This is a genomic window from Nocardioides sp. TRM66260-LWL, from assembly GCF_020075545.1.
In the GTDB taxonomy this organism is placed as follows: Bacteria; Actinomycetota; Actinomycetes; order Propionibacteriales; family Nocardioidaceae; genus Nocardioides.
Map to the genome: position 1 here is coordinate 40,662 of NZ_JAIQZK010000013.1, position 11,711 is coordinate 52,372.

Annotated in this window: 11 protein-coding genes; 8 read left to right on the forward strand and 3 right to left on the reverse strand. The window is 74.4% G+C overall.

The window, feature by feature from the left end:
* Positions 1-2: 2 nt before the first annotated feature.
* From K8Z61_RS18335 to K8Z61_RS18350, 4 genes are all read left to right on the forward strand, one after another.
* On the forward strand, positions 3-1,394 hold the full coding sequence (locus K8Z61_RS18335; protein WP_224131747.1) for a DUF4331 domain-containing protein: 1,392 nt from the start codon (positions 3-5) through the stop codon (positions 1,392-1,394).
* A gap of 7 nt (positions 1,395-1,401) precedes the next feature.
* On the forward strand, positions 1,402-1,794 hold the full coding sequence (locus K8Z61_RS18340) for a hypothetical protein (RefSeq protein ID WP_224131749.1): 393 nt from the start codon (positions 1,402-1,404) through the stop codon (positions 1,792-1,794).
* Between the two features lie 307 nt (positions 1,795-2,101).
* Complete coding sequence (locus K8Z61_RS18345) at positions 2,102-2,674, forward strand: TMEM165/GDT1 family protein (RefSeq protein ID WP_224131751.1); 573 nt, start codon at positions 2,102-2,104, stop codon at positions 2,672-2,674.
* A 147-nt stretch (positions 2,675-2,821) separates the two neighbouring features.
* Positions 2,822-3,427, forward strand: a complete 606-nt coding sequence (locus tag K8Z61_RS18350; protein WP_224131753.1) for a hypothetical protein — start codon at positions 2,822-2,824, stop codon at positions 3,425-3,427.
* Between the two features lie 103 nt (positions 3,428-3,530).
* Here K8Z61_RS18350 and K8Z61_RS18355 read toward each other — a convergent pair whose 3' ends face one another.
* The 3 genes from K8Z61_RS18355 to K8Z61_RS18365 all read right to left on the reverse strand — a co-directional run bounded on the left by K8Z61_RS18355 (position 3,531) and on the right by K8Z61_RS18365 (position 6,433).
* A complete protein-coding gene (locus tag K8Z61_RS18355) occupies positions 3,531-4,196 on the reverse strand; it encodes a response regulator transcription factor (protein ID WP_224131755.1) in 666 nt (221 codons plus the stop codon).
* Entirely contained in the window at positions 4,181-5,650 is a 1,470-nt protein-coding gene (locus K8Z61_RS18360; RefSeq protein ID WP_224131757.1) for a HAMP domain-containing sensor histidine kinase, read from the reverse strand. Before K8Z61_RS18360 ends, K8Z61_RS18355 begins: the two co-directional genes overlap by 16 nt.
* 135 nt (positions 5,651-5,785) lie before the next feature.
* Positions 5,786-6,433: a TOP6B-like family protein gene (locus K8Z61_RS18365; protein WP_224131760.1), complete on the reverse strand. Its 648-nt coding sequence runs from the start codon at positions 6,431-6,433 to the stop codon at positions 5,786-5,788.
* Positions 6,434-6,630: 197 nt separating this feature from the next.
* Between K8Z61_RS18365 and K8Z61_RS18370 the strand changes: the two genes are divergently transcribed.
* Genes K8Z61_RS18370 through K8Z61_RS18385 form a run of 4 tightly spaced genes read left to right on the forward strand, consistent with a single transcriptional unit; the run spans position 6,631 to position 11,309 of the window.
* Positions 6,631-8,202, forward strand: coding sequence for an AMP-binding protein (locus K8Z61_RS18370; RefSeq protein WP_224131762.1), 1,572 nt, complete (start codon positions 6,631-6,633; stop codon positions 8,200-8,202).
* A 31-nt stretch (positions 8,203-8,233) separates the two neighbouring features.
* Positions 8,234-9,400: a YqfO family protein gene (locus K8Z61_RS18375; protein WP_224131764.1), complete on the forward strand. Its 1,167-nt coding sequence runs from the start codon at positions 8,234-8,236 to the stop codon at positions 9,398-9,400.
* Positions 9,397-10,140 carry a zinc ribbon domain-containing protein gene (locus tag K8Z61_RS18380; protein ID WP_224131766.1) on the forward strand — a complete coding sequence of 248 codons (744 nt, stop codon included), beginning with the start codon at positions 9,397-9,399 and terminating at the stop codon, positions 10,138-10,140. Before K8Z61_RS18375 ends, K8Z61_RS18380 begins: the two co-directional genes overlap by 4 nt.
* On the forward strand, positions 10,137-11,309 hold the full coding sequence (locus K8Z61_RS18385; RefSeq protein ID WP_224131768.1) for a bifunctional RNase H/acid phosphatase: 1,173 nt from the start codon (positions 10,137-10,139) through the stop codon (positions 11,307-11,309). Before K8Z61_RS18380 ends, K8Z61_RS18385 begins: the two co-directional genes overlap by 4 nt.
* Positions 11,310-11,711: the final 402 nt, after the last annotated feature.

Here is an 11,711-nt window from a genome sequence, read left to right on the forward strand (position 1 = left end):
GCATGTCGTCCCACCGCGAAGCCCCCGAGATCTCGAAGGACCCGGTCGCCGACGGCACCGACACCTACGCGTTCATCAGCCCGGAGGACCCCACCAAGGTCATCCTGATCGCCAACTTCATCCCGCTGCAGAAGCCCGACAGCGGCCCGAACTTCTTCGAGTTCGGCGACGACGTGCTCTACGAGATCAACATCTCGAACCGCCCGGGCAGCAAGGCCGACATCACCTACCAGTTCCGGTTCGAGACCAAGGTCCGCAACCCCAAGACCTTCCTCTACAACACCGGCCCGATCACCTCGCTGACCAGCACCGCCTGGAACCGCCCGCAGACCTACTCGGTGCTGCGTCGCAAGGACGGCAAGAGCGCGTTCCTGGCCAAGGGCCTGCCGACGCCGCCGGTCAACGTCGGCCCCCGCAGCACCCCCGACTACGCCAAGCTCGCGAACTCGGCGATCAGCGACCTGCCCGGCGGCGCCCGGGTCTTCGCCGGTCAGCGCGCGGACGCGTTCTGGGTCGACCTCGGCTCGATCTTCGACCTCGGCGGACTGCGTCCGCTGAACCAGGCGCACCTGATCAAGCTCGCGACCATGGACGGCATCAACTCGGTGCAGTCCTTCAACGTGCACACCATCGCGCTCGAGGTGCCGATCACCGACCTCACGCGCGACGGCGGCAAGCCGACCAACCCGGAGTCCAGCGCGTCCACCATCGGCGTGTGGGCGACGGCGAGCCGTCGCGCGACCCGCACCTTCGACGAGGCCACCGGCAAGTTCGTCGGCATCGGTCCGTGGAAGCAGGTCTCCCGCCTGGCCAACCCGCTGTTCAACGAGGTCATCGTGCCGATGGCCGAGAAGGACAGGTGGAACGCCTCGGAGCCCGCAGGCGACGCGACGTACGCCAAGTACGTCGCCCGTCCCGAGCTCGCCGGCCTGCTGCCCGTGCTCTACCCCGGCGCGTTCCCGAACCTGGCCGCCTACGACAAGGACCGCGCCGACCTCGACGCGATCCTGCTCACCGGCATCCCGAAGGGCATCGTCCCGGGCTTCGCGAACTACACCGGTCGCACCAAGGCCGACGTCCTGCGGCTCAACCTGGCGATCCCGCCGGCGGAGGAGCCGAACGCGCTGGGCGTCGTCGGGGGAGACCTCGCGGGCTTCCCGAACGGCCGCCGGCTCACCGACGACGTCACGACGATCGCCCTGCGGGCGGTGGCCGGCGCCACCATCCCGCTGGTCGACAGCTCCTACAAGGTCGACGACGCCGTGGGCCTGGTCTCCGACGGCTCGTCGTACACCAACTCGCCGCTGCTCACGAAGTTCCCGTTCCTGGGCCACCCCGGTGGCGGGTACGAGACGACGCCGGGCACGACGTCGACCGAGCTGAACGAGGGCTGACGTCGGCATGAGCGAGGGTGAGGCGACGGTCGAGAACGCCTGGGCCGGGCAGGGCATGGTCCTGCTCGACATCGGTGGCGATGTCGGGGCGCTGGTCGTCACGACGCCGGCGTCGATGGAGGGCCAGGAGGTCGAGATCGCGCCCGTCGGGGCCGACCCCGGTCACGGGCACGACCACGGCCACGGACACGGCCACGGGCACGGCCACGGGCACGGGCACCGTCCGCACGTCGCGGTGGTGTCGCGTCCGACGGCCTCGGGGCCGGTCCCGTCCCTGGTCTTCCCCGACCTCGTGGAGGGCGAGTACGAGCTGTTCCACAAGGGCGGCGACGACGTCGTCCTGACCGCCACGGTCGTCGGGGGCGAGGTCACCACCGTCGAGTGGCCGACCGGCGCCTGACGCCCCGCACCACCGCACTGCGCCCGGGCCCTGCTGGGTCCGGGCGCAGTCGCGTCCTCACCCCTCGGTCGGGGCGGGCGCCCCGATGCGGGGACGACGGCCGGGCCGCGCTAGGCTCGTGCACGAAAGGGAGTAGTCCCCAACAGCCGTGTCGACACACTGGCCGCCCATGCGGTCCGGTACGGCGGGCCCGCCTCGTGCGGGCGGACGAGACTTTCGACCATCGGCACCGGCCTTCGCCGGCAGCCCGGTCGAAGCGTCCTCCCTGGGTGGCTCTCGGCCGGCGCCCTGAGCACGAGGACCCCTCATGTACGCCTTCCTGTTGAGCACCGCCGTCATCTTCGTCGCCGAGCTGGGCGACAAGTCCCAGCTGATGGCGATGACCTTCGCCGCCCGCTACCGGGCCCGCGACGTCCTGATCGGCATCACGGTGGCCACGGCCGTGGTGCACCTGGCCTCCGTCGGCATCGGCGCGGTGATCGGCGACCAGTTCGCCGACTACCAGGGCGCGATCTCGATCGTGGCCGGCCTCGCCTTCCTCGGCTTCGCCGCCTGGACGCTCCGGGGTGACGAGCTGACCGAGGACGAGGCCGCGAAGGCCCGCAACAGCCAGGGCGCGGCGATCGTCGCCGTCGGCCTGGCGTTCTTCCTCGCCGAGCTCGGCGACAAGACCATGCTCGCCACGATCACCCTCGCCACCCAGGAGGGCTGGCTGGGCACCTGGATCGGCAGCACCGTGGGCATGGTGGCCGCCGACGCGCTCGCCATCGGCGTCGGCGCGGTGCTCGGACGCAAGCTGCCCGAGCGGGTCATCACCGTCGGCGCCGCCGTGCTGTTCGCGCTCTTCGGCGTGCTGCTGATCGTCGACGGCCTGGTCTGAGCGGGTCGACCGGACGCCGGCCCGCGGTGTGAGAGCCCTCTCACCGCGGGCTCACGGTCACCTCACGGGACTCCCACAGGCTCATGCCCGTACCGATCGGCCGCTGCGGCCGGTCCCGCCCGATCCGTCCGATCCAGGGAGACCACCATGGCCCGTCCGACCCTCCTCGTCAGCACCAGCATCGCGGCGCTCGCCCTCACCGGCGTGGCTGCGTTCGCCGCCCCCGGCCTCGCCCAGCGCGGCGACTCCGCCCCCGTTCCGCCGGTGCCCGCCGGCGCCACCGCGCCCGCCGCGTCCGAGCACGGCCAGCAGGTCTCCGGCGAGAACCACCGCCTCCGCGAGGTCCGCGCGGCCCTCCGCACCGCCCGCCTCGAGGCCGAGCGCAAGGCCCGGGCCGCCGCGAAGGCCGAGCGCGAGCTCGCCCGCGCCGAGGCGGAGCAGGCCCGCGGCGCCGACGACGTGACGCCCGAGCCGGCCGAGCCCACCGAGGCGCCGGAGCCCACCGAGGCGCCCGACCCGACGCCGACCCCGACGCCGACCACCGACCCGACCTCGGCGCCCAGCCCGACCGCCGAGCCGGGCGACGACCACGGCGACGATGCCGACGAGCAGGGCGAGCAGGGCGACGACCACGGCTCGCAGGGCGCCGAGCACGCCGACGACGAGGGCCTCGAGCACGGCCAGGTCGGCGCTGACCACGGCGGCCGCGGCGACCACGGTCGCGGCGGCGACGACGAGGGCTCGGACGACTGACCGGCTCCCCAGCCACGCAGCGGCGCCGTCCCCGGGTCGACCGGGGGCGGCGTCGTCGTGCGTCCGAGGCGGTCCGCAGCAGCGGCGCGGACCGCGACGGGCGTCAGGACTCGAAGCGGTAGCCCATGCCGCGCACCGTGGTGATGCTCGAGGACCCGAGCTTGCGACGCAGGTACCCGATGTAGACGTCGACGACGTTGGATCCGGGGTCGAAGTCGAAGCCCCACACGCGGTCGAGGAGCTGCTCGCGCGAGAGCACCTGCCCGGCGTGCTGCATGAGGTACTCCGCCAGGGCGAACTCCCGCGCCGACAGGTCGACCGACTGCTCGCCGACGCTCGCGCGGCGGGTCCGCAGGTCGAGGACGACCTCGCCGGCCCGCAGCACGTCGGACCCGACGGCCGACGACTCCGCCATCCGCAGGCGCAGCCGGATGCGCGCCTGCAGCTCGGCGAACCGGAAGGGCTTGGCCATGTAGTCGTCGGCGCCGCCGTCCAGCGCCGAGACGGTGTCGGTGACGGAGTCGCGGGCGGTCAGCACGATCACCGGCATCGTCGAGCCCTGCTCGCGCAGCCGCTGGAGCACCGAGAAGCCGTCGAGGGCGGGCAAGCCGATGTCGAGCACCATGAGGTCGTGCTGGCCGCTGAGCGCTGCGTCGAGCGCGGAGCGGCCGTCGCCGTGCACGGTGGTCTGGTGGCCGTCCGCCTTGAGCCCCTTGGCGAGGAAGGACGAGATGCGGCTCTCGTCCTCGGCGATCAGGATGCGGGCCATGTGAGCTCCTCGATGAGCGGCTGGTCGGGCAGGCGCAGCGGGACGACGAGGGTCACCCGGGCGCCGGAGCCGGGGGCGTCGTCGATCTGGACGCGGCCGCCGTGGGCGGTCGCGATGGCGCGGACGATCGACAGGCCGAGCCCGAACCCCTCGTCGCCGGGCCGGACGGTGCCGCGCCCGAACCGCTCGAGGACGGCCTCGCGCTGGTCGGCGGGGATGCCGGGGCCGGTGTCGCGGACCCACAGTCGCAGCCGGTCGCCGTCGACGGCGGACCCGAGCCCGATCTCGTCCCCGTCGTCGGTGTGCTTGACGGCGTTGTCGGCCAGCTGCAGCAGCGCCTGGGTGAGCCGCTGCTCGTCGAGCTCGGCGGTGACGTCCGCCCGGGCGTCGACCCGCCAGTCGCGGGCGGCGAGCCCGCGCGCCTTGGCGGCCACGACGTCGGTCAGCACCGCGACGTCCGTCGCTGCGGGGGTGACGAAGTCGGGTCGGTCGGACTTCGCCAGCAGGATCAGCTCGCCGACCAGGCGCGACATGCGGTCGACCTCGTCGAGCAGCAGCGTCCGGGTCTCCTCCACGTCGACCGGGTCGCCGACGTCGAGCAGCTCGAGGTGGCCCCGCAGGACCGTCAGCGGGGTCTTGAGCTCGTGTCCGGCGTCGTCGAGGAAGCGCCGCTGGCCGGCGAAGGCCTCCTCGAGTCGCCCGAGCATCGTGTTGACGGTGCGGGTGAGCGCCGTGATGTCGTCGCGGCCGCTGGTCGGGATGCGTCGGGAGAGGTCGGAGTCGGAGATCTCCTCCGCGGTCTGCCGCAGCACGCGCAGCGGGGCGAGCAGCCGGCCGGCGGCCCACCCGGCGACGCCGATGACCAGCAGGAGGCTCAGCAGGGCCACGACCAGGTAGGTGCGCAGGGTGTCGCGCAGGCCCCGCTGGCCCGGCTCGAGGTAGGTGAGGACGACGAGCGCCCCGGCCTGCGGGTCGCCCGGGGAGGCGACCGCCTGCACGGTCACCCGGGCGCGTCCGTACTCGGGCAGGTCGACGATCCGGCTGCCGCCGGCAGGCAGCAGCGCGCGCACGGCGGCGGCGAGGGCGTCCGAGCCGGCGACCCCGGCGCTGCCGGAGGGCGAGGAGCGCTGGGCTCGGTCGTCGTACCAGCTGACGAGGACCTCGTCGGCCTGCGGCACGTTGCGCCGCAGGAAGGTGTCGAGCAGGTCGGCGGCGCGCGGGCGGTCGTCGACGACCCACTCGGCGGGCGAGCGCTGCAGGCGGGCCAGCTCGGCGAGCTCCTGGTCGATCTGCTCGGCGGTCTGCTCCTCGATGCGCTGCTGCTCGACGGCGAAGACGATCAGCCCGCACAGCCCGAGGGCGATGGAGGCGAGCAGCGCCACGACGAGGGTGATGCGCACGCGCACCGACAGCAGGGGCAGGCGTCCGCGCACCCCGCGTTCACGCGCGACCATCCGCTGCCCCCTCCCGCCGACGCGCCGGGCGGCTCGCGGCCCGGACGGCACCAGTGTGGCGAACCCGGCGCCGCGACGGGCGCGGCCGTGCCGGGGCAGACGCGCGGTGCGCGGCTCCGGGGCGCCGGTGGCGGGTCAGTCCTCGCCCCCGCGGTCGGAGCCGCCGCGGCCCGACCCGCTCGACCCGCTGCCGCCGCTGCCGTCCTCGGAACCGCGGCCGGAGCCGCGACCGGAGTCGTCGGAGCGGCCGGAGTCCTCGGAGCCCGAGTCGCCGCCCGAGTCGTCGCCGCTGACGTCGTCGACCTCGGGATCGATCTCGGAGACGCCGCCGGAGGAGTGCGATCCGCCGGCGCCGCGTCCACCCGAGCCCGAGCCCGAGTGCGAGCCCGAGTCCGAGGACCGGGTCGGCTCGCCGCCGGGGCGGTCGCCGCCGGACGCCGAGCCCGAGGAGTCCTCGCCGGACTCGCGGGAGGGGCGCGCCGAGGGCGACGCCGTGCTGCTCGTCGGCCGGGTCCGGCCGGGGCCGGTCGCCGGCGAGCCGGTGCGCGGGGCACCGCTCGGAGCGCTGGACGCCTCGCGGCCGGGACGCGGCGAGGAGGACGGTCGGGCGCTCGGCTCCGCGCCGCGGGTCGCGTACGGGGTCGGCGCGAGCTCCTGGCCGATCAGCAGCGGCGGTCGCGTCGGCGGGGCGTCGGCGCCCGCCGCGGTCACGACGCCGGCGACGTAGCCGGCCAGGGGCAGGGTGAGGCCGAGCATCGCGAGGGCGGGCCAGGAGCGGTTCATGATGGGGGAAGTCTGGCGGCCCGCCGGCCCACGCCGCCACCGGCATGAGAGCACTCTCACCGCAGACGCGACCGCTCGGCGCACCGGCGGGACGCTTCGGCGCGCGGCGGCGCCGTGTCGGGCGCGTGGCCGAGCCCGCTGTCGGCGGACCGTCCTAGGGTGTCCTGCGTCACAGCCCGTCGTCCCAGGAGCGCGTCATGTTCGTGCCGTTCAGCGTCAACGACTTCCTCGACCGCGCGGTCGCCGTGTACGGCGACCGCGTCGGAGTCGTCGACGAGCCGCAGCAGCCGGCGTCCCCGCTGGGCGGGGCCACCCCCGGCGCGCTCACCTACCGCGAGCTCGGCGCCCTGGCGCGGCGGCAGGCCGCCCGGCTCGACCAGCTCGGCATCGGGGTGGGCGAGCGGGTCGCCTACGTCTCGCACAACAGCGCCCGGCTGCTGGCGGCCTTCTACGGCGTGGCCGGCTCCGGGCGCGTCCTGGTGCCCGTGAACTTCCGCCTGCGGCCCGACGAGGTGTCCTACATCGTCGAGCACTCCGGCGCCCGGATGCTCGTCGTCGACCCCGAGCTGGCCGACGAGCTCGCGGGCGTGGAGGCCGAGCTCAAGGTCGTCATCGGCGAGGACGACGCCCAGCTCTACGCCGAGCCAGGCGTCGAGCCCGTGCCGTGGGAGCACGACGAGTCGGCCACGGCCTGCATCAACTACACCAGCGGCACCACGGCCCGGCCCAAGGGAGTGCAGATCACGCACCGCAACATCTGGACCAACGCCGTCACGTTCGGCCTGCACGTGGCGCTCACCGACCGCGACGTCTACCTGCACACCCTGCCGATGTTCCACGCCAACGGCTGGGGCATGCCGTTCGCCACCACGGGCCTGGGCATCCCGCAGATCGTGCTGCGCAAGGTCGACGGCGCGGAGATCCTGCGACGGGTCCGCGACCACGGCGTCACCGTCATGTGCGCGGCGCCTGCGGTGGCCGCGGCGGTGCTCGAGGCCGCGCAGAGCTGGGAGGGGGAGATCCCGGGCCGCGACCGGGTGCGCATCATCATGGCCGGCGCGCCGCCGCCGACGAAGACCGTCGCGCGGGTCGAGGAGGAGCTCGGCTGGGAGTTCATCCAGATCTACGGGCTCACCGAGACCTCGCCGCTGCTCACCGTCAACCGCCGTCGGGCGGAGTGGGACGATCTGCCGACCCTCGAGCGCGCGGCCCTGCTGACCCGCGCCGGCGCTCCGGCGCTCGGCGTCACCCTGGCCATCGACGACGCGGAGGAGACCGCCGGCGAGGTGCTCGCCCGGTCCAACGTCGTCCTCGAGGGGTACTGGGAGCAGCCGGAGGAGACCGCGCGGGCGCTGGCCGGAGGCTGGTTCCACACCGGCGACGGCGGCGTCCTGGGCGACGACGGCTACCTGACGATCAGCGACCGCAAGAAGGACGTCATCATCACCGGCGGCGAGAACGTCTCCTCGATCGAGGTCGAGGACGTCCTGTTCTCCCACCCTGCCGTGGCGGAGGTCGCGGTCATCGGCGTGCCGAGCGAGAAGTGGGGCGAGACGATCAAGGCGCTGGTCGTCCTGGCGCCCGGCCACGAGGCGGCCGCGGAGACCGAGGCCGAGCTGATCGCGTGGTGCAAGCAGAAGGCGGCCGGCTACAAGGCGCCGACCTCGGTGGAGTTCCGCGACGAGCTCGCCCGCACGGCCACCGGCAAGCTGCAGAAGTTCAAGCTGCGGGCGCCTTACTGGGAGGGTCGGGAGCGGCAGGTCAACTGACCGGCGCCCCGGTCCTGGCAGGATCGGCGACGTGCTCCGCCTGCGCGACGTCGTCGATCTCGTCCATGCCTGGTACCCGCCGCACACCGCCGACGGCTGGGATCGCGTCGGGCTCGTGCACGGCGACCCCGAGCGCGAGGTCCGGCGGATCCTGCTGGCCGTCGATCCCGCGCCGAGCGTGGCCGAGGAGGCCGCCGCGTGGGACGCCGACCTGCTGGTCGTCCACCACCCGCTCTTCCTGAAGGGCGTGCACGGCTTCACCGCCGAGACCCCCAAGGGCCGCACCCTGATGACCCTGGCCGAGGCGCGATGCGCCCTGCTCACCGCGCACACCAACGCCGACCAGGCGCTCGGCGGGGTGTCCGAGGCGCTGGCGCACGCGGTCGGGCTCTCGGGCCTCACGCCGATCGTCCCGGCGGCCGGCCCGGCCCTCGACCAGCTGAGCGTGCACGTCCCGGTGGCGCACGCCGACCGCGTCCGCGCCGTGCTCGCGGACGCCGGCGCCGGACGCCTCGGCGACTACGACGCCGCCTCCTCCTCGGTGGCCAGCACCGGGCGCTTCCGGCCGCTCGCAGGAGCGCGTCCGACGATCGGCACGGTCGGCGAGCCCGAGACGGTGCCGGAGGAGCGGATCGACGTGGTGCTGCCCCGCGCGTCGCGCGCGGACGTGGTGCGGGCGATGCTGGCCGCACACCCGTACGAGGAGCCGGCCTACGCCGTCGTCGAGCTCGCCGACCCCGGGCTGGCCCCGACCGGCACGGGACGCATCGGCGACGTCGAGCCGACCACCCTGCGCGGCTTCGCCGAGCGGGTCGCCGCCGCACTGCCCGCCACCGCCCAGGGCGTGCGCGCCGCGGGCGACCCCGACCGGCCGGTGCGGCGCGTCGCCGTGTGCGGCGGCGCCGGCGACTTCCTGCTGGACGAGGTCGGTCGCCGGGACGTCGACGTCTACCTCACCAGCGACCTGCGCCACCACCCGGCGTCGGAGTTCCTCGAGCGCAGCGCGCTCACCGGCGGCCCCGCGCTCGTCGACGTCGCGCACTGGGCCGCGGAGTGGACCTGGCTGCCGGTGCTCGCCGAGCGGCTGCGCGCCGCGATCGCCGACCTCGACGCCGACGGCGCTACGGTGTCGCTGCGGGTCAGCACCACGTGCACCGACCCGTGGACCATCCGCGTGTCAGAGGAGCCTGCCCGGTGAGAGCCGAACCGTCCGTCCAGCTGGAGCTCCTGGAGCTGCAGGACCTCGACACCTCGGCCGACCAGCTGCGACACCAGCGGCGCTCGGTGCCCGAGCTCGCCGAGATCGCCGCCGTCACGAAGACCCGCGCCGAGCTCGCCGGTCGGGCCACCGACCACCGCATCGTCGTCGACGACCTCGCCTCGGAGCAGAGCAAGGTCGACGCCGACGTCGAGCAGGCGCGGGCCCGCCGCGACCGCGACCAGGCCCGCGTCGACGCCGGTCAGGTCACCGACCCGAAGTCGCTGGAGCGTCTGGTGGGCGAGCTCGCCTCCCTCGAGCGCCGCATCCGCAGCCTCGAGGACGACGAGCTCGAGGTCATGGAGCGGGTCGAGGCCGCGCAGGGCGCCCTCGACGCGGTCACCGCCGAGATCGCCGAGCTCGACGAGCGGCTCGCCGCCCTCACCGCCGCCCGCGACGAGAGGTTCGCCGAGATCGACGCGCGCCTGGCCGACGTCGAGCGCTCGCGCGGTCCGTTCGCCGAGGCGATCCCCGCCGACCTGCTCGCCCTGTACGAGAAGCTGCGCGCGGCCAAGGGCGGCATCGGCGCCGCGAGGCTGCACCAGCGCCGCTGCACCGGCTGCCAGATCACCCTCGACGCCGCCGTCCTCGGCGAGATCCGCAAGGCCCCGACCGACCAGGTGCTCCGCTGCGAGGAGTGCTCGCGCATCCTGGTGCGCACCTCGGAGTCCGGCCTGTGACCCGCCGGGTCGTCGTCCACGCCGACGGCGGCTCGCGCGGCAACCCCGGACCGGCCGCCTACGGCGCGGTGCTCGCCGACGCCGAGACCGGCGCGGTGATCGCCGAGGAGGGACGACGCCTCGGCGTCGCCACGAACAACGCCGCGGAGTACGAGGGCCTGATCGCGGGTCTGCGGCTCGCCCGCGACCACGCCCCGGGCGCGTCCGTGGAGGCCCGTCTCGACTCCCAGCTGGTCGTCGAGCAGCTCTCCGGTCGCTGGCGGATCAAGCACGCTGACCTCGCCGCCCGGGCCGAGCGGGCACGGGCGCTCGCCGCGGAGATCGGCGAGGTCGTCTACACCTGGGTCCCGCGGGCCGAGAACGCGGACGCCGACCGCCTGGTCAACCGGGCCCTGGACGGCGAGGAGACGGCGGCTGCGGCAGGCGCCTCGCTCGTCGACGACGTCGAGTCGGGCGACGCCGCCGAGCGCCAGGCACCCGCGCGGGGCTGGTCGGCGTCGGGCGGTGGGGCGACCACGCTCATCCTGCTGCGCCACGGCGTCACCGTGCACACCTCCGCCAAGCGCTTCTCCGGCGGTCTCGGCGGCGACAACCCCCCGCTGAGCGACGAGGGCCGCGAGCAGATCGCCGCGGCGGCCGCCTGGCTCCGGGGCCTGGGGGAGGACGTCGCAGCGGTCGTCTCCTCGCCCGTGCGCCGGACGCGAGAGTCCGCGCAGATCGTCGCCGACGAGCTCGGCCTCCCGGTCGAGGAGGAGCCCGGCTTCGCGGAGATGGAGTTCGGCGACTGGGACGGCCTCACCTTCCTCGAGGTCGCCGAGCGGGACCAGGCCGGCCTCGACGCCTGGCTCGGCTCCCTGGACGTCGCGCCTCCGGGCGGCGAGTCGTTCCGCACCGTCCAGGAACGGGTGCACGCGGGCCTCGAGCGGACCCTCGCCCGGCACGCCGGTCGGACGATCGTCGTGGTCAGCCACGTGACGCCGATCAAGACCCTCGTCGCCGACGCCCTCGACGCGCCGCTCGCGGCGGTGTTCCGCATGGAGCTCACGCCCGCCTCGGTCTCGGTGATCGGCTACCACCCGGACCACGGGGGCGACGGCCTGCGCCCCTCGCTGCGGCTCTACAACGCCCTTCCGCCGAGCCGGGCCGCGCTCGAGCCCGGCAGCTGGTAGGCGCCGTCTCCTTCGGTGGTCGGCCGGGCTCCGGTGGTGGAGCGCGTCTCCGGCGGTGGAGCGCGGATCCGGTGGTCGAGCGCGGATCCGGTGGTCGAGCTTGTCGAGACCCCCGCACCCGAATGCTGACGGCGACGGGTGGTCGGCCAGCCGCGGTCGGCTCGCTGCTTGTCGGTGGTTGCCGTGGCGGTCATGGCACTCGGTGGTCGCTCGCCGTCTCGGTACCTCGGGTGTTCCCCTTTCGCCGTCGCCGACTTCACCGCTGGTCTCTCTCAGTTGTCTGTGGCTGAGGTTTCCACAACCTGCTCTGATCTGGGGATAGCCCCTTCTCTTCGAACGCGTGTTCGCATAGAATCAAGCCATGCCCTCTCGGACCCCACGGCTGCTGCGCGACAGCGACGC